Source organism: Sphingobacterium sp. E70, assembly GCF_019285695.1.
Lineage (GTDB): Bacteria > Bacteroidota > Bacteroidia > Sphingobacteriales > Sphingobacteriaceae > Sphingobacterium > Sphingobacterium detergens.
The window spans coordinates 5,016,380-5,041,714 of the sequence record NZ_CP079104.1 but is presented as its reverse complement, the minus strand read 5'-3'; the positions used below and the strand labels follow the sequence as shown (position 1 = coordinate 5,041,714).

Below are 25,335 nucleotides of genomic sequence, written 5' to 3'. Positions count from 1 at the left end.
AATTACTTTATATCCCCTGCTGTCTGTACCGTTTTTTCTTCTTTGAAAAAACAGCAAACAGCAGCAGACAGAAAAAATGAAATTCCAGCCGGTATAAACCATAGGTATTCCCAGAATTGATCGGCATAGGCCACTTTGAGGTAATCTGAAACCCCACCCGCAACCCAGAATCCGATCAGCATCCCTACACCATACATGGCAATCGTAATCAGTCCCTGCGCCGAAGCTTTATATTTCTCTCCTGCAATCCGATCGGTATAGATCTGTCCGACGACAAACATAAAATCATAACAGATTCCATGTAGAACGATACCCAAGATAAGCAGAAAAGCCTTTTCCTGTCCATCTCCAAAAGCAAAGAACAAGTATCGTAGTGCCCATGCGGCAATACCCAATAGGATCATTTTCTTATACCCCAAACGTCTAAAGAAAAATGGGATCAGCAGCAAACAGATCGCTTCCGAAAACTGTCCCAACGCCATTTTTGCAGTAGGATTGGGCATACCGACATTGACCAAAAATGGATTGGCGTTCTGATAATAGAATGAAATGGGAATACAGATCACGATGGCCGTAACAAAAAGATCAGGAAACTCTTTTGTTTTAACAGTCCCAGGGCATCTAAACCAATGGCTTTTCCAAAATCAAATTTTTCATCTTTAACCCGTATCTGCGGTGGAGTTTTGGGAAGAAATAGGCTAAACAATGCCAAAAGCACCGAACATACCGCTCCCAAAATAAAGGTATTGTGCAGGGTTCCTGACTTATTGCCTCTGGGCTATCCCAACGAAACAGGTAGCTGATCACAAGCCCCGAACAGATCCAACCGATTGTTCCCCATACCCTTATCCCAGGAAAATACTTTTTAGCATCTGTGATATGGCGGAAAGCAATACCGTTGGAAAGGGAAACGGATGACATATAAGCCATGAAATACACAAAGATATAGGGGTAAAAATGGCTGGCATCAGGCGCCTGGGACATCCCATAAAGCAATGCCGCACCCAATAGATGCAAAACCGAGAGCACCCGCTCCGCATTAAAATAACGGTCTGCGACAAAGCCAACAAAAAAGGAGCAAATACAGCCCCAGGGACTGCGTAGAAAATATATTGGCAACTTCCATTCCTGATGCATTCAGGGACTTGATCAGGTAGGTACCTAAAGTGACAAACCAAGCTCCTTTGATAAAATACTCCAAAAACATCATCAAGGATAATTGGAGGCGTAAAGTAAACGTCATAGTGGTTTAGAATTGTTTCTGTTTACGAATATATCATTTATTTAGAGTACATACCCACCGCGAAAGCAGCCTTAGATGTAACGATCTGCTTACCATAATCTGATTTTATCTGTCCCAAATGCTTAACCTTGAAGTGACTTTACAGAAGACTACCGCCCTCTAAAGGGTTAAACCTGTGTTTTCAACGATCATTTTTGTCAACGATCATGGCCCTAATCGCCAAAGACAAAGATGGTGATATGATGTCAGGCATCTCGATAGGATGATAGCTATCACGAACTGCCATTACTCAGGGAAGACTTTCTGCTATTCCAGTAAGACTTTCCCTATTCCGGTAAGACATTCCGCATAAAATTCAACCAGTTCTGACTGGCGATTTTTTCAAGATCAGCGCTGCTGTATCCGCGTCCTTTCAATATCCCAAAACCTTTTGGATATCGGCAATGGTTTCCAGATCGTAAGGACATTGTTCCCGACCAAAGGCTCCATCCAGATCACTCCCTACCCCAACATGATTGACATTGCCCGCCAACTGACAGATATGATCAATGTTATCGGCCATGATTTCCATCGAACAGTTGCTGGATTTGGGATCAGATATACCACGTACCCAGTTGGGCACCATCATCCAGGCATCTAAAGCAACGCCGATAACGGCTCCCTTCTCCACCAGAATCTTGATCATCTCATCGCTAAACTGTCGGTTGTGATCCACAAACTTCCGACAATTGTTGTGGCTGGCCCAGATTGCCCCATTGTATCTGCCCATCGCATCCCAAAAGCATCGTCATTAAGATGTGTTGCATCTAGGATCACCCCAATCGTTCCATTTCCTGCAATAACTGTACACCTTGCGCATTCAGTTTACCGGAGGAATCTGTTCCATTGGCATACCTCCCCGGCCCATAATGTGCTGGGCCGATCGCCCGCAAACCGTAATTGTAGGCAACTTCCACATGACTGATATCCACCAGAGAATCGGCGCCTTCCAAACTCAGCAGGTAACCGATGGGCTTATTTGAGTGATCAGTTCCTGGGACCACAAAGCACGATGTTGATCCAAATCGCTCTTTGTTTTAATCATTTTCATATGTCCGTCAGCCTCCATGGCCTTGTACCAGGCCAACTGCCCCTGTGTCTGCGCCCAGGCCTGCTCTGCCGAGTTCCAGCCCGGCAAAGTGCTGTCCGGACGGACAAATCGTGCAATCTGCGTAGCTACAACGATACCGATATTTCCTTTACGTAGCTCCTCAAAAGTAACCGTAGCTTTTGCCCTGTCGGGCTTATCTTCCATCCCCTGCTCCCTTCGGTTCAATTCCTGAATGGGTAGCCGGAGATCTCTATTCCACTCCATGGCATTCATGCTCAAATCTAAGTGAGCATCAACCACAAAAGGCATTTCAAATTCGTACATATCAATAATTTATCTTTTTACCTCGTGCAAGCACCTTCCATACCTGATCCACAACTGCATTGTTGACCACCTGCAATTCGTCGTAACAGGCAACTGTAGGACAAATATGCCGCGGCACACAATACAGTTCATCACCTATCTTAAAGTCGGCGCTGTCCCTGACTTCAACGACCAGATGTTCTTCACTCTGCATTTTGATCTCACCGATCCGCTGATCAAAAATTTGACACGGGGCTGCGGCGATTCGCTGGCAACAGACTTGTAGCCAAGATCCAGGCAGAGATGCTTGTGATCTACAATGGAAACAACACGTGTCAGCAACACAGCGGCAACTAAAAAGTCCTGTTCGGCATAATTTTCGGCGTAACCAAAATCCCAAAACACGAATGTCCCCGGACTGCATTCTACATCACTGCGCTCGGCATGAAACGGAAAACTGGGCGATCCGCCGATGACCTTCGTTAATGGAATAGTCGTGGAAACCTGCGCCATGACATAAGCCATTTCGAGCACACTGTAAGCCTTTTGACTTTGTTGCTCACGTACTTTGTCATCTTTATCGTGGATATGGCCATCGTAGCCGTGTACACCGACCAGTTGAATTCCATCCAATAGTTGGATGTCTAACACAAGGCGCTCTATCTGTGCAAGAGAAGCTCCAGTACGCCCCATACCAACGTTTACATCGATATAAACTGCGATAGGTCGCCCTTTTTCCGCCCCGCATGCAGATAGCTGTAATGCAGAATCGGCATTATCGACCAGACAGGCATAATGTGTGTCGGGGAAAGCTTCAATCAACTGCAGCAAACGATCAATCTTGGGTCCCACAGGCTGATAAGCCAATAGCACATCCTTTGCCCCTGCAATACCCAACAATTCGGCTTCAGCAATAGTTGCACATTTGAATTTGCTGATCCCGCGCTCCAGCATCAGCTGACAGACCTCCTGACATTTATTGGTTTTGATATGTGGCCGTAAACGATCCACACGGCCGTCCACAAACTTCAGTGCGCGGTCTATATTCCGAACGATACGATCTGGATACACCAGCAATGCCGGTGTATCTACCTGATCGACATTTTGTACCCGATACCAAGTTTCCATGATCAGTTCGTTAATATAATTCGAATAGCGCTTCGATTTCGACAGGGATATTATCCGGTAAAGAGCCGAAACCAACTGCACTCCGTGTACCGATTCCATTTTCTTCGCCCCAAACCGCAGCAAACAATTCACTACAGCCATTGATTACCCCAGGGTGGTATAAGAAATCGGAGGTACAGTTGACCATACCCAATACCTTAATAACCCGTTTAATTTTATTTAATGACCCCAAATTGGTTTTGATCGTCGATAACATCGTCAAGCCTACCTGTCTGGCCGCAAGTTTCCCTTCCTCCGGGCTGATATCACTACCAATCCGTCCTATAATCAGGGAAGCATCATCCTGTACCGGCCCATGTCCAGAAAGATAAAGATACTTTCCATCAATAACATATGGTTTATAGACACCTTTAGGTGCTGGCGCTGGTGGTAATGTCAAACCTAATTTCTCAAATTGTTCATCTGCGTTGTACATCGTGAATGATTTTAAAGTTTAAAAATATAATAGCTAATATAAAATTATTTGCAATAGCAAAACAGCAACCAATCCGACGATGGAAACAATTGCTTCCATAATCGACCAGGAGAATAAGGTATCCTTGATGCTCAGGCCAAAATACTCCTTAAACAACCAGAAGCCCGCATCGTTGACATGGGAAAACATAAGACTTCCCGCCCCGATTGCCAAAACCATCAGATTGGGGTCAACCTTGCCCGCTGTAACAATGGGTAATAAAACTCCCGCAGCGGTCAATGCGGCAACTGTTGCTGACCCCACACAACCTCTGATGACCGCAGTAATTAACCATGCTAACAGCAAAGGTGAAATAGGAAGTTGCTGTAAGGTATTGGCCAATAAAAGGCTCACACCACTATCCTCCATGACTTGTTTGAAAACTCCAGATCCGGCAATAATCAATAAGATCATCGCAATATCCTTGACTGCTGACTCATAGATCGACATGACTTTGACCATCGAACGGCCAAGTTTCAATCCCAATAAGTAGGTGGCCACAACGATCGCAATGACCATGACCACTGTTGTGCTGCCGATAAATTTCAACCAGCGCTGTACGTTGGCATCGTCGGTATGGTATATATAAGGTATAAGGGTAAATAAGATAATCAATAGGACGGGTAACAAGGCAACGACCAAACTGGTACCAACCGTAGGCTGCTTGTATTCCTGTTGATCGACTGTTTTTTCCTGCCGGAAGATTGATTCTTGACTCGGGAGCATATTCCGTAGTGATCGGCCAAAAATAGGACCACCTAATATGATAGCGGGAATGGCAATCAGAAGACCATATATCAGTGTCAGTCCCATATCCGCATGAAAAAGTGCGACCAGCGCAACTGGTGATGGATGTGGGGAATAAATCCATGGGTGACCGATAATGCAGCCAGCATGGGCAGCCCAATATATACGGCCGGAAGCTTGTATCGATAAGAAATCGAAAAAATCAGCGGTACCAGCAGCACGAAACCAACCCCGTAAAACAACGGGATGCCGACAACAAAACCGGTCAGCATCAGACCCCACTGCAGGTATTTCTCCCCATCAGCCGAACCATCTGCACAGCGATAATTTCAGCAGCGCCACTTTCGGCAACAATCTTGCCCAACATGGCCCCCAGCACAATAATCAAGGTCAGGCTTCCCATAACCCCTGCAATACCTTTTTCAATGGTACCGACCAGTTGATCCGGCGCAATACCCAAGCACAGTCCGCTGAGAATAGAAACGAATAAAAAAGAAAGAAACGCATTAATCTTAAAATAAGTAATACATAGGATGAGCAAACAAATGCTGATTACAATGAGGATTATGGTCATTATATCAATATTAGGTACACCCCTCAATCGAGAGGTTTAATAAAATTTTGGTCTAGTAAATCATTTTTTCATCCTGAAAATACAATTATTTTCGTTTTCTGCAAGGAAAGTGAAAAATAATTGAAAATATCGCCATATACGACTGTAACAACAGCCGCTGTTTTTTTAAAGCATCGAATATTGCAACTACTCACCTACTTGGGACGATGAAAAAACGTGGGACGATGAAAAAACGAAGGTAATTTTTTCAAATGCGTAAGACAAAATATTACGTTAACTTCTAATATTTAAGAGATAGACACGTAAAAGACAGACTCGCTAAAAAAATGGAGCCCCATTGAATGAAAAAGAAAACAGTATGGCTATAATCTGAATCTGCAGGGTTTGGGAAATCCTCGCAGCGATAGCGAAAAAGGACTACCTAAGAGAAAGCATCCCAAGAAAAAGGCTGTCCAAATTATTGAACTGTACCCGCAGATTTAGTTTAAAAACCTATGTAGTATAGTTCAACTTTTCAAACAGCCCTTTGTATATTGATTCGATGATCTAAGTTGCTAATGCAGCAAAAAAAAGAACAGCGACCTTACTTACGTGGGATCTCTTTTAGAATTTCGAGCACAAAACTCCAATATTTCTGAACAGAAGATATCGAAGCGCGTTCTGCCGGTGAGTGCGCCCCAATATCGTTGGACCAAAAGAAATCATATCCATACCGGGATAATTGGTTCCCAATATACCACATTCCAATCCAGCGTGACAGGCCACAACTTCTGGAGCCTCCCCGTGTTGTTTTGTATAAATGGATTTAAGCACCTCTAAAATTTCTGAATTTGGGTTGGGTGCCCATCCCGGATAATTTCCGGAGAATGCCACATCAAAGCCTCCTAATTCAAAGGCTGCCTGCAATGAATAGGCTAGATCAAACTTGGACGTTTCAACCGAAGATCTGGTCAAACATTTGATCGCAATCTGCTCCGATCCGACCTCAACTTTAGCGATATTATTGGAAGTTTCAACAAGATCCTCGAAATCTGCACTCACCCGATATACACCATTCAACGCCGCATAAACGCAATTAATTAAATTCTCCTGTACAAGGACAGGAACAACTGTTGTCCATACTGCTTCCGTTGGTTCCACCAAGATTTCCATAACCGGTTCAGTCGTCGCAAACTCGATTTTGATAGCCTGTGCCAGTTGTGTTAATGCCTCAACAAAAGCTGCCGATTTATCTTTGGCAACAACAACCTTAGCCACACTCTCCCTTGGGATTGCATTACGAAGGCTTCCACCCAATAACGATGCAATGCGTAAGCCATAGCGCTCATTTGCCTTAAACAGTAGACGGTTCATCACCTTATTCGCATTTGCAAAGCCCTTATGGATATCCATACCTGAATGTCCGCCATGCAAACCTTTTACCGTAAGTTCAAAAGATACGGTATCCGAAGGACAGGCTTCTGCAACATAGGATTGTGTTGCCGTAACATCAATACCGCCCGCACAACCGATGTCTATCTCATTGTCATTTTCAGTATCAAGGTTCAATAGGATCTCGCCTGACAACACACCACCTTTTAATCCCAAAGCCCCAGTCATTCCAGTCTCTTCATCAATGGTAAACAAAGCTTCAATCGCTGGATGAACAATTGTTGTCGATTCTAAAATAGACATGATCGTAGCCACCCCAGTCCATTATCCGCTCCCAAAGTAGTTCCTTCGGCTTTTACCCAGTCACCATCGACATACATTTTAATACCCTCATTGTCAAAGTCAAAAACGGTATCGTTATTCTTTTGGTGGACCATATCCAAGTGCGATTGCAGCACCACAGTTTTGCGATCTTCCATTCCCGCACTTGCCGGTTTCTTGATCAGCACATTACCTATTTCATCTACACTGGTTGCTAAGCCCAGTTTTTTCCGAAATCTACCATAAATGCAATCACACGCTCTTCTTTTTCGAAGCCCGTGGAACAGCATTTAAAGCAGCAAAATTTTTCCAAATTGCTTTTGGTTCTAATTTATCTAAACTATTTTCCGCCATATCTAAAAATTTGTACCCGTCAAAGTTACTCCATTTTTATAATATATCCCCCTTTATCGGAAGCTTATAAAAACAAAAACCCTTCGCTGATCGTTCTTATAAGAGTGTAAACTTGAAAAATACTGACATGCACAAACCCGTAAAAGTAGAGCGAAAAGACATTTATTTCAAACCGGATAAGAAAAGGGTACTGGCAAGGTTCTTCTCTCTCGGTGAGGAGCGTACCATCAAGGTCATCAAACGTGCACTGGAACTGACCGAATCTGAGCGTAAAGAGGTTTTTGGCCAGGTTCTTCGGAGCTACACAAAAGACATCGTAGTATTATCAATATTTTCGAACGTAATTTTGAGCGTGTGAGTTACTTACTGGAAAAAATCCCTTTTCCAAAAGAAAACTCAGCCAATTGGACAAACTACTGATCGGCTCTTACTTTACGATGGAGTATTCCATTGAATCGGCGGCCCTTTTTAATCCCTCCATCGTAGAACACCCGGATCAGACCGAGCTCTTTAAGGGCGAAAAACGGGTGATACTCAGCTTTCGGGCCACTGGTGAAGGCCATGTATCCTCGATTGTATTTCGGGCCGGAACACTTGATCTGGACAATAATATTCACATAGATTACATCGGTAATTTGTTGGATAAACCTATTCAGGTCAAAAACCACCGTTACCATAAAGAATCTTTCTTAAAGAAGATGAACGAGCTTCATGCCGAACCTACTGAAGTCAAGACGAAACTTGAGGAGAAATTAACAGCAACATTTACCTATGAAGAACTCAAACGCTATATTGACGAGGTCAGGCAGGACAGTGAGGAAAATCTAGAAAACATCACTTTTCTGCAGCAGGCACTGTGGCTTGCCTCATCGCATTATGAAATGACCTTTTCGCTGGACACCTCCATTTCCGAACGTGTGATCTTTCCGATTGCGGACACCGAAAAAAGAGGGATTGAAGATGCCCGTTTCGTGCAATTCAAAGATGAAAAGGGCGAAAGTGTCTACTATGCCACCTATACGGCTTACGACGGTTTTAGTATCCTCCTAAGCTTTTGACCACGAAGGATTTCTATCACTTTAAAGTGAAACCGATCTATGGGGAGATCGCCAATAAAGGCGCGGCGCTCTTTCCCGAAAAATCAACGGACGATACGCGATGCTCTGTCGGATAGACGGTGAAAACAACTATATTGCTTATTCACATAACATTAATATCTGGCAAGAAACCGCCATACGTATCCAACAACCCGAATATGCATATGAATTTGTGCAGATAGGCAATTGTGGTTCACCGATAGAAACACAATATGGCTGGCTGATTTTGACCCATGCTGTCGGACCGATGCGCGAATATGTCCTCGGCGCCGCCCTACTGGATCTGGATAACCCGCATGTAGAAATAGGCCGCCTGCATAGCCCTTTGATGACCCCAAATGATGAAGAGCGCGAAGGTTATGTACCGAATGTTATTTATTCCTGTGGTGCACTGGTTCATAACGAACAGCTTATTTTGCCCTATGCGATGTCCGACTATGCATCGACTTATGCAACCATCAATCTGGAAGAACTCCTACTCGCTATTTTGAATCCTGAGCGCTATCAATAAAGGCCCGGTAAACCACGATATATGCGAGGTAAAAACAGAGTGTACTTTCAGCCCCTGATTTCGGTTGATTCCATAGGATTCAAGGCCATCACAGCATCCCTTGGTCTCCTCATCATACAAGCCTAGTTTCAAGTCATTCTCACCTAAAAACCAGCGGAAGGATGCGATCATACGGGCAAAATATACTTTTTGTTGGTGAGTCTAAAGGCCTCACGGTACATAAACACCATAGCTGTGACATCGAGGGGCTGCTGGCCAAATTTGCTGATATGCTTTCCCTGTTTTGCCCATTCCTGATTCCCAACCAAAGAAAGACCTCCGTTCTGAACAGTAATACCCTCCAGGAATGTCAAGGTCAGCAAGCCTAATTGCTTCACAGCCTCATCATTCAGAAATGGATAGGCCGTCAATAACGCATAGGGCAAAATGGCATTGTCATAAGCCAGTACCGGTTCAAACCATTGCCAACTGTCGTCCGAGCTCGCCTCATATTCTTTGATCAACTTTCCGATCAGCTCCGCATTAGTTCGACCATAACTTCGTCATTCGACTGGTGACGCAAATACTCCGCAATTCCGAGTATGGTATAGGCAATAGCACGGTTTGACCGCAACTGCTTAAAATGTGGTACGGATCTGAAAAACAACTCATGTCCCAACTGATAATAACTTGTCAATTTCGTTTCCCGAAGGAGTACACCCAAAGCCCAGACCGTTCGACCAAAAGAATCTTCAGACCCCACTTCATCCAGGAAATTATGCTGAAAACTCATGAAATTATGAAACAATCCGTCTTCGCGATGATGATAATAGATATAACTCAAATAAGTTGAGATACGACGATCATGCCGTTTGTCCGCAAAGTCAGGCTGAGCCAATAGCGTCACCAATAAGGCCCGCATTATCGTCCAGGCAATAACCTTCCTTATAATTAGGCAGTGAGTATGTCGCATGTTGCAGTATACCGACCTGGTTGGTCAGGCGATCAATATGCTTCCAGCTGAATTTGGGCATTTCATCTTTGGAAAATGTCACGTTTTCCTTAAAGCCATCAAGCGAAGGAACTACTTTATCCAAAAGTCGGGAATAGCGGAGCCCGATATTCCGCCAGGTCATTTCTTTACCAAAGACACGGGCATTGTCCCGCAGCGTCATGCGATATTCCTGATTGCTAAATAGAGCTGCCAAGGTCGTTGCCATTAATGCTGGATTCTTAAATTCGACCAGTACCCCCGCCCATCAGCCAATAACTCCTTGGCATGCCAATATGGAGTAGATACCACTGCTGCTCCTGCTCCAATGGCATACGACAATGTGCCGCTGGTGATCTGGGCTTCATTGACATAGGGAGTGACATACACATCACAGGCAGATAAATAGGTCACTAGATCGGACTGGCTCACAAAAGAATTGACAAATTGGACATGATCTTCCAAATGGTATGCATCGACCATACTCTTTAGGTATTCACGGTATTCTTCCCCGGAATGGGCAAGCACATTGGGGTGTGTCTTGCCAACAATCAAATAAATAAGATCGGGTTCGTTTTTAACGACCGCAGCAAGTGACTCGATAACTGTTTCGATTCCCTTATTGCGCCCTATAAACCCGAAAGTCAGTAAAATCTTTTTCCCGGAAAATCCCTTTTTCTCTTTTGCTTCCTCCTGAGTAAGATGAAATTCGGGCACACCATGATGGATGAGCCTAACTTTTGCCGTATTGATCCGATAGACAGATTTCAATAGTGTAATTGCATAATTACTCATGACAACAACAATCGAAGCCCGTTTGACTATTTCAATTAAAATTGCTTTTTCATCTACATTTGGCTTTTCCAGAATGGTATGTAAATTGACCAACAAAGGAATATGGAGTGCATTGATAAGCGAAAGAATATACATACCGCTATTTCCGCCAAAAATACCATATTCGTGTTCCAGGATAACGCAATCGTAACCGTTATTGTTGATGTAGTCGGCAGCCGCGATATAGGAAAGCTGATGCTGTTGATCTATGGTGAAAACCACCTCTCCAGGATAAGCATAGTCGCGGTCCGCAACGGCAATAACGTGCTGGGTCAAATCCTGGTTGTGTAAGGCCACAGCATGTAACAGATCCGAGGTGAAGGTGGCAATCCCACATTCTTTTGGTAGGTAAGTACTGATATAAGCGATTTTCATTGAAATGATTGTTTTTGAATAAAAGCCTTTTGTAAGGGCAATAGCATTCGTGTGTTCCATTATCTAAATGCTTTTCAACAGCAAATTGTTTGTAAAGAGTATGTTATTTAATCCGGAAGGAGTAAATTTCGTGGATAAATGGCTTCCTTAAATTTTATACGCCCATATGGAGCCTGAAAAACTTCCTGTATATTTGCGCCAGATCAAAAATATTGACTGAATGAAATCACCCAAGGAGAAAATGATTGCGGGCATCCCTTATATTGATACGGATGGACAGCTATTTAAGGAAAGACAATATACAAAGGAAGAACTCAAACGATTCAATGACTCCGAACCGAAACAGATCAAATTCAGAAAGCAGATCATCCAAAAGCTATTTAAAGCGACCGGTACCCGTTTCTTTTTGGAACCACCATTCCGTTGCGATTACGGTTACAATATTTCAATAGGTGAAAACTTTTACAGCAATTACAATTGTACCATTTTGGATGGGGCTCCGGTGACAATCGGTGAAAACGTATTGTTTGGTCCGAACGTCAGCCTTTTCACCGCTGGTCATCCGATTTATTTTGAAACAAGAAATCAAGGCTGGGAATTTTCAGCACCCATTGTCATTGAAGATAACGTATGGATCGGTGGTCAGGTCATTGTTAACCCGGGTGTCCGTATCGGCAGAAATGCGGTGATCGGATCGGGTTCGGTGGTGACTAAAGATATTCCGGCAGATGTCGTTGCCGCTGGAAATCCATGTCGTATCATCCGGCCGATTACAGCGGCAGACCGTATTGATTATACAAGCATTTAGACGGTATAAAGATATCGTTTACTAGCAAAACAAGGTCATCATGTACCTGATGATCGTTGTTTTTAGATACTTCGCCATGCGTAGCGGACATGATTTGCATTATTCTCAACATCTCGTTGCAGACAATGCGAGCTTGAGGGCAATCGGTCCGGCTTACCTGATTCTTTCATCATGACAAATCCATTTCGTATCCAAAAATGATGCTGCTCCGAAGTCGCCCGAACAAAAAGACTACGACCTTCAACTGTTTTAACAAATTGGAGTGCATAACGAAGTAGCGCGCTACCTGCCCCCTGTTTTCTAAAATCGGGGTGAACGGCAAAATAAAGAATCTCATAATCCCCTTCCGAGCACAGCAAGGTAAGTATACCAACAACCTCGTCACCACTATAAGCTGCGAAATGAGCCGCTTCAAAATCCCCATCAAGCATGACCTCCGACAGTTGCCCTTTGGCACTGAACACCTCCTTTCGGAGCTTCCAGGTGCGAGCCGCAAATACCTGTTCAATATACCAATCTGTCATCACTGTATTTCAAGTTCTAAAAATGCCGCTGGAAGGTAACTAATAATGTCTGAAGGCAATAAGGAATAAACGCCAATCGAAGGTACCGCAATATCAGCTGCCCTTCCGTGAACGTATACTCCCATAATCAGTGCTTCCCGGGAGGAATAGCCCTGACCGATCAAAGCTGTCAATATCCCTGTCAAGATATCTCCGCTGCCACCCGTCGCCATTCCTACATTGCCGGTGCTATTGAAATAAATTACTCCTTCAGGTGTAACCATCGCACTGTTGGCTCCTTTGATCAAAACGCACAACTGGTATTGTGCTGCAAAGGCCTTCACCTTATCCATCTTTTCGAAATCATTTTGCCAAGTTCCCAGTAATCGACTTAATTCTTTGGGATGTGGAGTCAATATACTTTGTTTCGGAACGAACTGCCATAGCTCAGGTTCTTGCGCCAAGATATTCAATGCATCAGCATCTAATACCAATGGGGTATCAAGACCCTGCGCGATAAACACCTTAAAAGCATCAATCGTAGATTGGGCTGTCCCCATACCAATGCCGATACCGATGGATTGAAAGCTATGTATATCGGGAAACTGTGTGATCAGATCGTCGTCGGTGTCATTAATTACCATCGCTTCGGGGACGGTAGTTTGTATACTTGTATAGCCACAGGATGGTATGTAAGCAGAAGCTAAACCACAGCCCGCACGCAAAGCAGCCTTTAAGGCCAATTGTACAGCGCCCATCTTACCCCTACTCCCACCGACGATCAGACTATGCCCGAAGGTTCCTTTGTGATCAAATTTATTTCGTTTCCGATAGAACGACCTAAGCAAAGCTGAATCGACATAGTGAAAAGCAGTATCAACCTGATCAAAGGCCGTTGAGCTCAGCCCAATATCCAATACGCGAAATGCTTTGACCCGAAATCTATTCTCAGGCATTAACAGTCCCAATTTAGGGGACTGAAACGTATACACCAGATCTGCCTCCACCACGGGTGAATTCTGGGGTGTAGTTTCGTCACTTAAAAGACCTGAAGGCATATCTATCGCATAGCGTGGTCCATCACAATGATTGATGGCTGCGATGAGATTCCGCCAATCTTCCTTCAATGGGTATTTCAAACCGTAGCCAAAAAGGCAGTCCAACACAATTGCCCCTTCAGGAATATGAACCTGACTTTCAGTACTGATTTTTTGGATAAGATGAGCAGGAAACCGGTTTTGGTTTGCTAAGTTATCCGCTGAATAATCCGGCGTATCAATTAAATAAACGCTGACATCAGCTTGCTGTTGATCCAGGAGCCTAGCCAGCACCAGTCCATCGCCACCATTATTGCCTTTACCACAAAAAAATACAAAAAGAGTGCTGCTCCAAGCTTGGATGCTGTTGCTTGATTGCTTCAAAAACAGCTGTCGCTGCCCGCTCCATCAAGTCAAGACTACTGATCCTCTCATCTTGCATCGTTTGCCTATCCACCCAGCTCATCTGGGCTGCCGAAAGTATTTTCATGTTTATCTTCCTTTTTTAGCAATCATGTCTACTCGACTATGAAAACAGATTCTCCCGTTCTAAATTACTTAGAAAATGGGGTACCGCCAAGATCTAGTCCCTATTCGCTGACCGTTACCTCCCGCACTCCCCAGTTCGCTTCAATGTACCCCAGGTATTCAATTCACCTTTAATGGCTTTTCTGACCGATTTGAATAGCACAAAATACATCAGTTGCCGCCAGAAAAAACGCTGCGGAAACAGGTAGATTAAATTTTTCATTTTCTCACCTTCCATCCGAAAAGCAATCCCGGCAAAGAAAATATCCACGAATACAAATAAAAAGTAATAAAACATGACCTGACCAAAACCATTATGCAAGGAGAACAAACCGGCGAGCCCTGTCCAGCTGATTCCATTGACTTCGCTCAGCGAAAACAGGCCACTGATCAAGGAAAACAGCATAAATAGATCTGCCAATGGCGCAAATAAGGGCAGGATAATCTGAAAAATCAAGATATTGGGCATACCGACCATACCAAAATATCCGTATCGGGGTTTAACAAGGTATTCTTATTTTTCCAGAAGCTTTGCAGCACGCCAAAACTCCAGCGGAAGCGTTGCTTGAAAAGCATTTTTACAGTATCGGGAGCTTCGGTGAATGCAACCGCTTCTGCCGAGTTGCGTACGGTATAGCCGGCTTTCAGTATACGCATGGTCAGATCACAGTCTTCGGCCAATGTATCTGTTGTAAACCCACCGACTTCCAAAATGACGGATCGCCGAAAAGCGCCGATTGCACCGGGAACGACCGAAATCATATTGAGCAGATCAAAAGCCCTTCTATCCATATTCTGCGAAGTGATATATTCTATAGCTTGCCAATGGGTCAACATATTGTGTACATTACCGACTTTCACACTACCGGCAACCGCAGCCACCTGATCTTTATTGAAATACTTCATCAACATCCGCAAAGCGTCAGTCTTCAACTGCGTATCTGCATCTATACAGAGTACAAAAGCCGCATCGGACTGTTGGATGCCATAATTCAGCGCCGAGGCTTTACCGCCGTTGGGTTTTGTAAACAACCTGACCTTTGGGTGGTCGCCATAGACCTTGCTCACAATTTCGAAGGTTTTATCTTTGGATCCGTCATCAACAAAAATCAGTTCATAGGCTGGGTAATCGAGATGAAGCAGGCTTTTGATCGTTGCCAAAACGGTCACCTCCTCATTATAGGCTGGAATAATAATACTGACCTTTTCCTGTGGATCCGATATCAATTCCGATTGTTCCTTCCTATTTTTTCTTTTTTGTCGTATGGCCAGATAGGCAATCATGACTGTACGGAAGATCGCCAATACAATCGCTAGTGAGAAAATCAGGTTAAGAAAGATATTTCCGTAAAACAGTGTTCCTAAAAAAGTCGATTGGATGATCCGCTGAACCCCGAATCCGATGCATTTTCCACGGGTGGCATTAGCTCATCGCGTTTCTTACCCATAAGGTCTCCGATCGTCGCAAATTTATAACCATGCGCTTTGAAATAATGAATAATACGGGGTAGTGCCTCAATAGTAGCCTCCCGATTACCGCCAGCATCATGCAGCAGGATAATATTACCATTATCACGTTGTTTTACAACTTCATTATAAATTTCATCCGCAGTACGACCGGGAAGCCAGTCATTGGGATCAATATACTCACCGACATTAATATAGTTTTCCTTTCGGCTCTGGGCGACCGGAAGAATTTCAGCGACAGTCTGCGGTTCGGCATCAGCATTAAACGGTGCACGGAACAGAATCGTGCTATGCCCAGTAATACATTCAATGATCTTCCGGGTTGCATTTAACTCAAATTTGACCCGATTGGGACCTATCGTTGACATATCGGGATGGAAAAAGTATGGTTCCCAAGTTCATGCCCCTGCTGATATTCTTTACGTACCAGATCCATATTTTTTTCGGCCATAACCCCCACAAGAAAAAATGCTGCCGGAACATGCTCTCTTTTAAAATATCCAAAACCTCGGGTGTGTAGGTAGGATCAGGGCCATCATCAAAAGTCAATACGACGGTGTTGTCCCTTTCGCCAAAACGCTTAATCACATAATTGCTTGGCGTCTTGACATATTGTTGATCCTCAATCAAACCATTAGCCGGATTGTATGCAAATTTTACCAATCCTGGCTCGGGACTATTCACCAAATCCAGAATCTCACCATCACCAATATATTGTATCCCCCGACCTTGATCTTACTTATTTTTTCAAAATCAAAAGGCTCCTTGGCCAAATGATCATGATCCAAAGATCTCGAGATAAAGGACCATAAACGGGCATCTTCACTTCCCAACCGCCAAAGTGCTATACCCGCCAATCCCCAATCGTCAGCTTTACGGATCAAATTGAAGTAGGTGGCTGCATCCGTGAAATAGACATCATGGCGCATGCCAGTGCCATCCTTGTAACTAAAATTAAGATTCGCTGACTCCCGATCGAACCGAATGTTTGCATTGTAATTATGTGCCAGGATAACGGCATTATCATAGGTCAGGGTCTTGCCCACTTTTCCAACGGGCCAATCGTATCCATAACAGGCCAATGCCAAAATCACTTTATCCGCATCCACCTTACTGCACAGCTCATCCAGGTTCTTTTCGACCCAAGCCTGGTGGGAAATCGCACCGGCATTACTTTCGATGGAATGCTGATCATAGGCCATTAAAATGATGTAATCATTGTATTTTTGTAGCGAAATGGGATCATAATCATCATTTTCGGGTGAAATATCCTGTGAAACCAGCAAACCTTCGCTATGAAAAACCTGATAGATTCGCGCCATAAAATCGTTCAAAGGTTTACGGTCATCCAGTTGAAGGTTTTCAAAGTCGATATTGATACCTGAAAAACCATTCCGCTTTATTTTGATTAAAATATCATCAATAAAACGTTGCTGTTTTGCTGGATCTGAAAGTATTGTCCGTACAGTCTGTCCGTCAAAGTCATTACCGCTGAAATTGGAAATTTGGGCAATTGCTTTCCGTTTATATTGATGGATCACATTCAGGGCAGCGGTATCGGCTTTATCGACAATGGTATCCTGACCGGGCACCGTAAAAAAGGACTCCATGGCAACCATATCCAGATGTCCTATGTTTCGCCTGAGGTCTGACAAAGATTGCTGACGAACCTCATTGGACCAGGAACTCACATAAAAGCCCATGTTAATCCTATTTTTATTGCCAAGATGCTTCATATGTTTCAGCTCCCGGTCGCGTTTAATCTTTTCAAGTTCCGATCTGACGACCGTAAACTCCTTAAACTGTTTCGAGTTTTTCAACTTTGCGGTAGACTTTGCCGTCAAAGGTGCATTTGTATTGATTGTTGGAAATGGAGGCACCTGGATCTTGCCCAGGGTATAGACAACACATACGATGGCTACGACCATTCCAATAATCAGTGCCCTGCTCATCCATGAAAAAGCGTACCAACGCTTTTTGCTCGACGTCTGAAAAATCTGTTTTTCTGACATAAAATATTGCGATTAACTTCGGCTAAGCTACATCAGAAAATGATCCAAAACACTCATCTTCAGCTTAAAAATTTCTTAATTTTACAGGACTACTCAACCTGGGCACTCTGCCGAATTTTGACTATCTTAGTAAGATCGGTAACACTGACTTAAAAACTCTGATATGACAACAACATACCTGCTATTATCCATGCTATCCTTACAAGCTCTTATCGGCTGCGGACAGTCTAATTCAGCAGTATCCCAACCGAAATCCAAAGACCTAACTGTGGAGACCAACAATCCTGACGGGAGACAGTTTATTGATCCAAAGGGAATGACTGTCAAATCAAGAATCTTATTGCCCGCAGGTTTTGAAAGACTCAGCTACACGTCGAAAGATTTCGGTAGTTTTCTCGAAAACCTTCCCTTATACCCCATTGATCATGAGGTACGTTATTATAACGGAAAAATTAAGCCCCGAAACAACATCTATAATAGCGTTATAAAACTCGATATTGGCAAACGCGACCTGCATCAATGTGCCGACGCGGTCATGCGATTAAGGGCAGATTACCTCTACCAGCAAAAGAGATATCAGGACATTAGATTCAATTTTCTCTCCGATGGCAAACCACGCACCTATACAGATTATGCCAAAGGAGACTATTCGTATCCAAAATACTGGAAGTATATGGAGTATATTTTTGCCTATGCCAACACGGCTTCTTTGCACGATGAGCTTCCTAATGTAAAATCGTCCACAACTGTCAAAATCGGAGACACTTTTATACAGAAAGGCTCCCCATTGGCCATGCGATTATCGTCGTTGATCTTGCAAAAAAAGGAAGGCAAAACAATTGGATTACTTGCCCAAAGCTATATGCCTGCGCAGGAAATACAGCTATTGAACAATTGGAACAATGCAGCGTTAAGCCCTTGGTACGATATTGACAAAGATGTGATCAATACCCCAGAATGGACTTTTTATTCCCGTAACCTGAAAACCTGGAAATAGTGTCATCATCCTGAAAATTCTTTCAGCACTTCTTGAACAATAAAACCGAATTACGGTCTACATAGTTCTATGATTTTGTGAGTAAATTAAATAAAAGATATTTTTGTCTTTTATTTAATTTTACTATTTTTGCTTACGATAGTCATTTGCAAATGTACCCTATCAAGGAGTAGTAACAACCTCTAAAAGAGGTAAAATCACATTTCATTCCTTTTTTATTAAAATAAAAGACAAAAAGGTATTTAAATATTTTATTATGATTACCGAAACACAAAAAGATTTAATCAAAGGCACTATACCCGTTTTGAAGGAGCACGGTGTTGCGCTAACCAGCCATTTTTACAAACGCATGTTTACGCACAATCCTGAGCTCAAGCATATATTCAATATGGGGAATCAGCAAAATGCAAAACAGCAAACAGCATTGGCCACCGCTGTATTGGCTTATGCGGAGCATATTGATAATCCAAGTGTACTATTATCCGCTGTCAAACACATCGGACAAAAACACAGTAGTCTCAATATTCGTCCTGAACATTATCAGATTGTTGGCAAGCACCTATTGGCTTCCATCCAGGAGGTATTGGGCGATGCTGCTACAGATGAGCTCATCGAAGCATGGAAAGTTGCCTACTTTCAATTGGCCGACCTGATGATCGGTATCGAAAAAGAGATGTACGACCAAATGGTCCAAAACGAAGGTGGCTGGACAGGTTGGAAACCTTTAACATCGTTAAAATCGTTTCGGAGACCGAAGAAATCCAGTCGATTTACTTAGCTCCGACTGATGGCGGTCAACTTCCAAAACATACTGCCGGCCAATATGTAAGTGTACGTGTGTATCTACCTGAGCTTCAACTCTACCAGCCGCGGCAATACAGCCTATCCGACGCCAGTAATGGTCAGTACCTTCGTATTTCTGTTAAAAAGAAACTCCCCTGGGAAAACCGGAAGGCATGGTCAGCAACTACTTACATCAATACTTTCAGCAGGGAAAACAGCTGGAATTGACAGCACCTACGGGCTCCTTTAACCTGATTGAGAACGAGCATCCACATGTGTTTATCAGCGGCGGAGTCGGTCAGACTCCGTTGATGGCCATGCTGGAACAACTTATCAAGGCAAAGGGACAAAATGCGGTGACATGGATTCATGGCTGTAGAAATAGTGATTTACACGCATTTAAAGACAGACTTAGGACACTTGAGACACAACATGAGCATATCAGATGCTTCTCATTTTACGATGAACTCCAGGAAGGCAACAGCGACAATCTCCCGGGCTGGGTAGATCTGGCTAAAATCGATTCGGATCATCTGCCACAAAAAGCCAATTACTACTTGTGCGGCCCCTCAGGTTTTATAGAAAAACACTTCAAGTATCTGACAGGCCAAGGTATCCAAACCGAGCATATTCATTTTGAAGAGTTTGGACCAGCTTCCCTACAGCTCAACTAGGCAGCAGTGATAGCCATCCGTAAATTTTCCATGGATTGCGGATGGCTATTCTTGATTTTGTACCTTTGTGGAAAAGCAAGAATAGATTATGGGTATTTTCTCCAAAACATGCGAATATGGTCTTCGCGCAGTTTTTTTATCGCACAGAGTTCACAAGAAAACAAACGTGTCGGCATAAAGGAAATCGCCGAAAATATCCATTCTCCAGAGGCCTTTCTCGGAAAAATCTTGCAAAATTTAAGTCGTGCCGGTATTATTCGTTCTATGAAAGGACCTGGTGGCGGGTTCTATCTGGATGCATCCGATATGTCTACCCCTTTGTCAGATGTAGTTAAAGCAATTGATGGAGAGAACCTTTTTGTGGGCTGTGGAATGGGGCTGGAGTTCTGCTCAGAACAGTATCCTTGTCCGCTACATCATGAGTTTAAAAGTATTCGCAATAGCCTATCGGAGATGCTTCAAAATACAACTGTTGGCCAATTCAATGATGACCTTATAAAGGAAAAATCCTGCTGACAAAATCCAAAATTACGCCAGACCAGGACAACTAAAGCGCCACTCAAAAGTGGACGACATAGGTCCAAAATAACATATTTTTCACCCCATAATGGATGCCTTCCCAGGATTCCAGTTGCTGCTGCAGTCTTTAACGCCCTATCTTTATTGAGATTTCTTATCATAAATAAAAAAACAAATAAACTTCATAATTATATTGATATAAAGCAATTTAAAAAAACTAAAAAACCAACAAACCAGTATTCGATCTCTTTTTGATCTTATAGGTATAACAGCAGGTACTGAAGCCCCTCTCCCTAAAAAGAACAACTAAAAAGAATTCCCTCACACCATTACCTACCTTCCAATACCGTCTGCATTAAATAGCTGTAAACGATACGTTAATCAAGAATAAGTCTGTGAATGAGTAGGTCAATTTGCGAAAAAATGCTAAAATAACAGGGTTCAAAAGCGCATTTCTTATGGGTTAAAACCACATAGACCATGCGCATTATTGGTCAAAATAGTATTCTTACATAATTTTCACCCATTTGCACAAAATTTACAAAAATACATTATATTATCATTTAAAATAGAACACTTTACAAACATCACATAAATAAAAAAATAACCTATAAAACACAGTAAAAACTACGGTTTTCGACTAAAAAAGGTATGGATAAAATTCTATCCACACCTTTTTCTTCAATACAACAACCTCCCTACATCGCGTCAATCTAAAATGTCATTTTTCAAAAGCTGTATATTTCTACTACACTTTGCTTGCTTGCTTGCTTGCTTGCTTGCTTGCTTGCTTGCTTGCTTCAGACAAAACACCTTTCACAATTTCCAAACGAAGGAACAAACGATCATTAGCAGCTATCCGTCAGCATGCATCACAGCCACCCTTTATCTAACCGCATTTTTAAGCGACACAAGCCCTTTGCAGACAACAAGAGCAGCAAGACATGGCTCAAATCAAAAGATGTCTTAAAAACCATAAAAACAGATCTAATCCAAAACAGCTAGCACGGACCAAACGATCATCACCAGCTATCAGCCAGCATGCATCACAACCACCCTTTATTTAACCACATTTTTAAGCGACACAAGCCCTTTGCAGACAACAAGAGCAGCAAGACATAGCTCAAACCAAAAGATGTCTTAAAAGCCATAAAAAATGGATATACTCCAATCAGCTTGTACAGAGCAAACGATCATCAGCAGCTTCCCACCAGCATAGGTCATAACCAACTTTCATCTAACCGCATTTTTAAGCGACATGAGCCCTTTGCAGACAACAAGAGCAGCAAGACATGGCTCAAACCAAAAGATATCTTAAAAGACATAAAAATGGATATACTCCAATCAGTTTGCACAGTGCAAACGATCATCAGCAGCTATCCATCAGCTTGTGTTGCCCTTACGCTAACGATATTTTATAAGTGGTACAAGAAGTGGTACAAGCGCTTCATGTGTAGTACCACCAGATTTACCACATGAAAAAACAGCCAGGAAATAATTAAAAAGACAAAACAAACTATTCTTCAGTAAAATAACACCATCTAAATAAACAGAAAAATCACATCTATAAAACACAATCCAAATCGTAAAGTCCAAAAAAAAGTGAAAACTACAGCAGAAACTTTAAACACAGAAACATCCAAACAATCTTACTTCTTGTTATCTTTGCTGTACTACATAATTCATTATATGCATAATTATTCCGCTGAAGACAGTTTATTTATACAGATCGAGATTAAGAAAATAAGAAAAGCCCGTAATAACGCGATCTCTTTCATTATGGCAATCTTTCTCATTTCCTTTGTCATCTTGTTATATGTTTTTTCGGACCGATGGCTGAACACTCCAGACAAGCGGACTGTTTACCATAGCCCCACCATATCTCTTTACACAATATTCCTATTCCCTACCATACTATTTACTGGATTAAGTTGGGCCTTGTCTATCAAAAACCAAAAATATATTAGCGTACTACAGCAGCTCGACAGCCACGACTTAGATATCTATCGACGATACACAAGCGTACTTGCTCAGCGATATGCAGCCATTGCGCTCTACATTTTCTGTAAAAATGAACTTATATTCTTTCCTTTTTTGGAAGTAAAAAGATTCCAATCAATCAGATCAAACGTATAGAAACAAAATATGTCCATAATTATCGCTCCACTTACAGCTACCACATCTATTTTTATAACGATGCTACAAAAATCTATCAGACAACAATGCACCAAATAGCTGCCTTCGATTTTCTACAGAAACAGCTTCTGGAGGAAAATCCAAATCTAACGATCATCGCACGGAACCAGATACCCTCGTATTTGAGAACAAAAGACAAGCCTACACACTATTAATTTATTATATGGAAAGTTATTCGTCCACGAACAGTTCATTTTACAAACGGAGATAAGGAAAATCTGCAAAGTCCGCAATGCCATTATTGGACTATTTATAGCGATGTTTCTTTTTGCTATGGCTTCTTCTTCTATGTTTTTTTGGATAAGTGGACAGCTGCTTCAGATAAACTGACATTTTTTACAAGTCCCTCCCACTCCTAAGTACATTGTTCGTCTATTTCGGCGTATTATTTGGCGGGCTCAGCTGGGTCGTTTACGCCAAAAATCAAAAATTTATTATTGCCCTACGAGGTCTCAATAGCCGTGATCTTGATATTTATCAGCGGTACACCCGAAGACTTGTCCGCATCTATGCAACTATTGCGCCGTACCTTTTTCAGGAGCATGAACTTGTATTTTTTCCTTTTTTGGAAGTAAAAAATTCCGATCAGTCGGATTCACCGTATAGAGACCAAGATTATTCTGAACCACCGTGGCCCGAATAGTTTTCGCATCTATTTTTACAATGAATTCTCCAAGATTCATCAGGTGACAATGAACCAAAGAGGTGCATTCGATTTTCTACAGGAACAGCTTTTAGAAGAAAACCCGAACCTCAGCATCATTGCGAGAAACTATTAAACTCCTCACACACAGGCTACATGTAAAAAGCAATCCTCCACCCTACCCTTCGAGATAACGGCTATAATCTCCTGACTCGGCAACCAGCTTGATGATATGGTTACGTTCTTCGAGAAACCTTCTCATATACTGTGTAAGGAAAGACCATTCGGCAAACCGCCCCAAAGGACCCAGGGCGCCCTAAAATTAAACACATCCCGCATCAGCACCGCACCATCAGCCTGCTCTTCGAAAAGATGCTGATGTTCCATCGACTGAAATACCCCTGTATCATTTTATCTTCGAAAAAATAGGGTTTTCCATTTTTGTGATCCGCACCGTCAACGTTTGATATACACCCAGATGTTTTGCCCGCCACTGGACGGTCTTTCCGGCTTCGATCAGTCCACTGGTCACACCTGCGATCGCCTTCTCGTTTGTCTTCCCAGTCGAATACATATGTAAGTCTATACTGCGGGCCAAATCAAAAACTATCTCTATTGGTGCATTTACAGTGGTGTCTAATACAAGTGTTGGCATAAAATCTTGCTATCGGTGAATTCGGAACAAATTTCGTAAAAAACACGAATTTCTTAGGAAAGAGTCTAACAATTATCTAATTTAACCCTCCAATCTAATATCAATAACAAGAAGGCTATGATCACATTACTTCCATTTGAAGAAGCTGACTTCGACCGCTTCAAATCCTGGATCAGATCTCCAGAAGAACTCCTGCAGTTCGCAGGTCCATATTTTCATTTCCAGTGACTGACGAACAATTAAAAAGTATATTAACGATCCCCAACGCCGTCCCTATAAAATTGTCAGTACAGAAACACAAAACGTTATTGGGCATTGTGAATTGAACTTTGAAAGAAGTATACCACGATTATCCCGCATATTGATTGCTGACAATACCGAAAGAAATAAGGGCTATGGTAAGAAAACTATCAATGCGATGCTGAAACTGCTCTTTGTTGATAACACTTACGATCAAGCGGATTTAAACGTTTATGACTGGAACACGAACGCAATAAAATGTTATGAGGGTGTAGGGTTTCAGATCAATGAAGGCGCCACAACTGAAACGTCAATCGGCAATGAAACCTGGAAGGGCCTGAATATGCAAATCACCAAATCAAACTGGCTAGCCAAAACACAATGAAGAAGAAACGTTTTTTAAAAAAAAGCCTTTATTACCCTGACCTTGGCCGCTGCTCTGCTCGGTTATTATGCCTGGCAGATCGAACCACATTGGGTCAAATTCGAACAGCTAAAACTCCCTATAAAAAACTCCCTAGCAACCTTGAAGGAAAACGCTCGTTCAGATTTCGGACATCCACATCGGCGACTATGTCAGTAAAGATTTTATCAAAAACAACTTCGCGAAAGTTGGTATAACACATCCGGACATTATTGTTTACACAGGCGATTTTGTCCGATTGGTCCACAATGCCCTCCCACTCGCTGATCTCGACGAAGTCATGCAATTAGCACCAAAAGGAAAACTACAGACATTGGCCACCCTGGGAAATCATGATTATGGAAGAGCCTTTAAAGACAGTACTGCAGCGGATTCAATCACTACACTGCTAAAAAGTATGATATTACTGTTTTAAGA

The 25,335-nt window shown here is 42.6% G+C and carries 34 protein-coding genes and 3 pseudogenes; 12 read left to right on the top strand and 25 right to left on the bottom strand.

Going from position 1 to position 25,335, the window contains the following annotated elements:
- Positions 1-2: 2 nt before the first annotated feature.
- The 11 genes and pseudogenes from KUH03_RS36090 to KUH03_RS36040 all read right to left on the bottom strand — a co-directional run bounded on the left by KUH03_RS36090 (position 3) and on the right by KUH03_RS36040 (position 7,479).
- A pseudogene (locus KUH03_RS36090) lies at positions 3-1,137 on the bottom strand (MFS transporter).
- Positions 1,040-1,243 (bottom strand): hypothetical protein, encoded by a 204-nt coding sequence (locus KUH03_RS36085; protein WP_306429270.1) that lies wholly within the window; start codon positions 1,241-1,243, stop codon positions 1,040-1,042. The pseudogene KUH03_RS36090 and the gene KUH03_RS36085 overlap by 98 nt, the downstream one beginning before the upstream one ends.
- A 412-nt stretch (positions 1,244-1,655) precedes the next feature.
- Positions 1,656-2,012, bottom strand: coding sequence for a membrane dipeptidase (locus KUH03_RS36080; RefSeq protein WP_306429269.1), 357 nt, complete (start codon positions 2,010-2,012; stop codon positions 1,656-1,658).
- A 43-nt stretch (positions 2,013-2,055) separates the two neighbouring features.
- On the bottom strand, positions 2,056-2,235 hold the full coding sequence (locus KUH03_RS36070; RefSeq protein ID WP_257089396.1) for a membrane dipeptidase: 180 nt from the start codon (positions 2,233-2,235) through the stop codon (positions 2,056-2,058).
- Between the two features lie 2 nt (positions 2,236-2,237).
- Positions 2,238-2,657 carry a hypothetical protein gene (locus tag KUH03_RS36065; protein WP_257089394.1) on the bottom strand — a complete coding sequence of 140 codons (420 nt, stop codon included), beginning with the start codon at positions 2,655-2,657 and terminating at the stop codon, positions 2,238-2,240.
- 1 nt (position 2,658) lies between these two features.
- Positions 2,659-2,850, bottom strand: a complete 192-nt coding sequence (locus tag KUH03_RS49710; RefSeq protein ID WP_373564549.1) for a hypothetical protein — start codon at positions 2,848-2,850, stop codon at positions 2,659-2,661.
- Positions 2,793-3,764 (bottom strand): alanine racemase, encoded by a 972-nt coding sequence (locus KUH03_RS36060; RefSeq protein ID WP_257089392.1) that lies wholly within the window; start codon positions 3,762-3,764, stop codon positions 2,793-2,795. The genes KUH03_RS49710 and KUH03_RS36060 overlap by 58 nt, the downstream gene beginning before the upstream one ends.
- A 10-nt stretch (positions 3,765-3,774) precedes the next feature.
- Positions 3,775-4,239, bottom strand: coding sequence for a RidA family protein (locus KUH03_RS36055; RefSeq protein ID WP_120258327.1), 465 nt, complete (start codon positions 4,237-4,239; stop codon positions 3,775-3,777).
- Positions 4,240-4,272: 33 nt separating this feature from the next.
- Positions 4,273-5,599: pseudogene (locus KUH03_RS36050) on the bottom strand (gluconate:H+ symporter).
- 603 nt (positions 5,600-6,202) lie between these two features.
- Complete coding sequence (locus KUH03_RS36045; protein WP_257089390.1) at positions 6,203-7,285, bottom strand: peptidase dimerization domain-containing protein; 1,083 nt, start codon at positions 7,283-7,285, stop codon at positions 6,203-6,205.
- Entirely contained in the window at positions 7,261-7,479 is a 219-nt protein-coding gene (locus KUH03_RS36040; protein ID WP_257089388.1) for a hypothetical protein, read from the bottom strand. The genes KUH03_RS36045 and KUH03_RS36040 overlap by 25 nt, the downstream gene beginning before the upstream one ends.
- Before the next feature lie 278 nt (positions 7,480-7,757).
- Between KUH03_RS36040 and KUH03_RS36035 the strand changes: the two genes are divergently transcribed.
- From KUH03_RS36035 to KUH03_RS36025, 3 genes are all read left to right on the top strand, one after another.
- Positions 7,758-8,003: a hypothetical protein gene (locus KUH03_RS36035; protein ID WP_257089386.1), complete on the top strand. Its 246-nt coding sequence runs from the start codon at positions 7,758-7,760 to the stop codon at positions 8,001-8,003.
- A gap of 46 nt (positions 8,004-8,049) precedes the next feature.
- Positions 8,050-8,703 (top strand): hypothetical protein, encoded by a 654-nt coding sequence (locus KUH03_RS36030; protein ID WP_257089384.1) that lies wholly within the window; start codon positions 8,050-8,052, stop codon positions 8,701-8,703.
- Between the two features lie 100 nt (positions 8,704-8,803).
- Positions 8,804-9,253: a hypothetical protein gene (locus KUH03_RS36025; protein ID WP_257089382.1), complete on the top strand. Its 450-nt coding sequence runs from the start codon at positions 8,804-8,806 to the stop codon at positions 9,251-9,253.
- 167 nt (positions 9,254-9,420) lie between these two features.
- On the opposite strand, the gene KUH03_RS36020 is transcribed toward KUH03_RS36025, so the two are convergent.
- From KUH03_RS36020 to KUH03_RS36005, 4 genes are read right to left on the bottom strand one after another with little or no spacing between them, the layout of a single operon-like run.
- Positions 9,421-9,756 carry a hypothetical protein gene (locus KUH03_RS36020; RefSeq protein WP_257089380.1) on the bottom strand — a complete coding sequence of 112 codons (336 nt, stop codon included), beginning with the start codon at positions 9,754-9,756 and terminating at the stop codon, positions 9,421-9,423.
- A gap of 8 nt (positions 9,757-9,764) precedes the next feature.
- A complete protein-coding gene (locus KUH03_RS36015) occupies positions 9,765-10,154 on the bottom strand; it encodes a hypothetical protein (protein ID WP_257089379.1) in 390 nt (129 codons plus the stop codon).
- Positions 10,117-10,452, bottom strand: a complete 336-nt coding sequence (locus KUH03_RS36010; protein WP_257089378.1) for a hypothetical protein — start codon at positions 10,450-10,452, stop codon at positions 10,117-10,119. Before KUH03_RS36010 ends, KUH03_RS36015 begins: the two co-directional genes overlap by 38 nt.
- Positions 10,452-11,492 (bottom strand): glycosyltransferase, encoded by a 1,041-nt coding sequence (locus tag KUH03_RS36005; protein ID WP_257089377.1) that lies wholly within the window; start codon positions 11,490-11,492, stop codon positions 10,452-10,454. Before KUH03_RS36005 ends, KUH03_RS36010 begins: the two co-directional genes overlap by 1 nt.
- Positions 11,493-11,652: 160 nt before the next feature.
- On the opposite strand from KUH03_RS36005, the gene KUH03_RS36000 reads away from it, so the two are divergent.
- The gene (locus tag KUH03_RS36000; protein ID WP_257089376.1) at positions 11,653-12,240 is read left to right on the top strand and encodes a sugar O-acetyltransferase; all 588 of its coding nucleotides are present in this window, start codon (positions 11,653-11,655) and stop codon (positions 12,238-12,240) included.
- A gap of 62 nt (positions 12,241-12,302) precedes the next feature.
- On the opposite strand, the gene KUH03_RS35995 is transcribed toward KUH03_RS36000, so the two are convergent.
- From KUH03_RS35995 to KUH03_RS35960, 8 genes and pseudogenes are all read right to left on the bottom strand, one after another.
- A complete protein-coding gene (locus KUH03_RS35995) occupies positions 12,303-12,764 on the bottom strand; it encodes a GNAT family N-acetyltransferase (RefSeq protein WP_257097651.1) in 462 nt (153 codons plus the stop codon).
- Complete coding sequence (locus tag KUH03_RS35990; protein WP_257089375.1) at positions 12,764-14,164, bottom strand: NAD(P)H-hydrate dehydratase; 1,401 nt, start codon at positions 14,162-14,164, stop codon at positions 12,764-12,766. Before KUH03_RS35990 ends, KUH03_RS35995 begins: the two co-directional genes overlap by 1 nt.
- 220 nt (positions 14,165-14,384) lie before the next feature.
- Positions 14,385-14,777 carry a hypothetical protein gene (locus tag KUH03_RS35985; RefSeq protein ID WP_257089374.1) on the bottom strand — a complete coding sequence of 131 codons (393 nt, stop codon included), beginning with the start codon at positions 14,775-14,777 and terminating at the stop codon, positions 14,385-14,387.
- Positions 14,762-15,613, bottom strand: coding sequence for a glycosyltransferase family 2 protein (locus tag KUH03_RS35980; RefSeq protein ID WP_257089373.1), 852 nt, complete (start codon positions 15,611-15,613; stop codon positions 14,762-14,764). The genes KUH03_RS35985 and KUH03_RS35980 overlap by 16 nt, the downstream gene beginning before the upstream one ends.
- A 56-nt stretch (positions 15,614-15,669) precedes the next feature.
- Positions 15,670-16,143 (bottom strand): hypothetical protein, encoded by a 474-nt coding sequence (locus tag KUH03_RS35975; protein WP_257089372.1) that lies wholly within the window; start codon positions 16,141-16,143, stop codon positions 15,670-15,672.
- Entirely contained in the window at positions 16,131-16,226 is a 96-nt protein-coding gene (locus tag KUH03_RS35970) for a polysaccharide deacetylase family protein (RefSeq protein WP_257097649.1), read from the bottom strand. The genes KUH03_RS35975 and KUH03_RS35970 overlap by 13 nt, the downstream gene beginning before the upstream one ends.
- An 81-nt stretch (positions 16,227-16,307) precedes the next feature.
- Positions 16,308-16,363: pseudogene (locus KUH03_RS35965) on the bottom strand (hypothetical protein); the annotation flags it as partial.
- A gap of 92 nt (positions 16,364-16,455) precedes the next feature.
- Positions 16,456-17,787: a glycosyl hydrolase family 18 protein gene (locus tag KUH03_RS35960; RefSeq protein WP_257089371.1), complete on the bottom strand. Its 1,332-nt coding sequence runs from the start codon at positions 17,785-17,787 to the stop codon at positions 16,456-16,458.
- A gap of 163 nt (positions 17,788-17,950) precedes the next feature.
- On the opposite strand from KUH03_RS35960, the gene KUH03_RS35955 reads away from it, so the two are divergent.
- The 5 genes from KUH03_RS35955 (at position 17,951) to KUH03_RS35935 (ending at position 23,599) form a co-directional block, all read left to right on the top strand.
- Complete coding sequence (locus KUH03_RS35955) at positions 17,951-18,784, top strand: DUF4846 domain-containing protein (protein WP_257089369.1); 834 nt, start codon at positions 17,951-17,953, stop codon at positions 18,782-18,784.
- 256 nt (positions 18,785-19,040) lie between these two features.
- Positions 19,041-19,562, top strand: a complete 522-nt coding sequence (locus KUH03_RS35950; protein ID WP_257089367.1) for a globin domain-containing protein — start codon at positions 19,041-19,043, stop codon at positions 19,560-19,562.
- Positions 19,563-19,740: 178 nt separating this feature from the next.
- A complete protein-coding gene (locus KUH03_RS35945) occupies positions 19,741-20,241 on the top strand; it encodes a hypothetical protein (protein ID WP_257089364.1) in 501 nt (166 codons plus the stop codon).
- Positions 20,242-20,247: 6 nt separating this feature from the next.
- Positions 20,248-20,757, top strand: a complete 510-nt coding sequence (locus KUH03_RS35940) for an Rrf2 family transcriptional regulator (RefSeq protein ID WP_257089362.1) — start codon at positions 20,248-20,250, stop codon at positions 20,755-20,757.
- Between the two features lie 2,563 nt (positions 20,758-23,320).
- Positions 23,321-23,599 carry a hypothetical protein gene (locus KUH03_RS35935; RefSeq protein ID WP_257089360.1) on the top strand — a complete coding sequence of 93 codons (279 nt, stop codon included), beginning with the start codon at positions 23,321-23,323 and terminating at the stop codon, positions 23,597-23,599.
- Positions 23,600-23,857: 258 nt separating this feature from the next.
- Here the strand turns inward: KUH03_RS35935 and KUH03_RS35930 are convergent, their stop codons facing one another.
- Positions 23,858-23,986 carry a hypothetical protein gene (locus KUH03_RS35930; RefSeq protein ID WP_257089358.1) on the bottom strand — a complete coding sequence of 43 codons (129 nt, stop codon included), beginning with the start codon at positions 23,984-23,986 and terminating at the stop codon, positions 23,858-23,860.
- A gap of 19 nt (positions 23,987-24,005) precedes the next feature.
- On the bottom strand, positions 24,006-24,254 hold the full coding sequence (locus KUH03_RS35925) for a hypothetical protein (protein WP_257089356.1): 249 nt from the start codon (positions 24,252-24,254) through the stop codon (positions 24,006-24,008).
- A 238-nt stretch (positions 24,255-24,492) separates the two neighbouring features.
- Between KUH03_RS35925 and KUH03_RS35920 the strand changes: the two genes are divergently transcribed.
- The 3 genes from KUH03_RS35920 to KUH03_RS35910 are packed head-to-tail and all read left to right on the top strand — an operon-like array spanning position 24,493 to position 25,333.
- A complete protein-coding gene (locus KUH03_RS35920) occupies positions 24,493-24,879 on the top strand; it encodes a GNAT family N-acetyltransferase (RefSeq protein WP_306429861.1) in 387 nt (128 codons plus the stop codon).
- A 42-nt stretch (positions 24,880-24,921) separates the two neighbouring features.
- Complete coding sequence (locus KUH03_RS35915; protein ID WP_257089354.1) at positions 24,922-25,077, top strand: hypothetical protein; 156 nt, start codon at positions 24,922-24,924, stop codon at positions 25,075-25,077.
- Positions 25,043-25,333, top strand: coding sequence for a metallophosphoesterase (locus KUH03_RS35910; RefSeq protein ID WP_306429860.1), 291 nt, complete (start codon positions 25,043-25,045; stop codon positions 25,331-25,333). The genes KUH03_RS35915 and KUH03_RS35910 overlap by 35 nt, the downstream gene beginning before the upstream one ends.
- Positions 25,334-25,335: the final 2 nt, after the last annotated feature.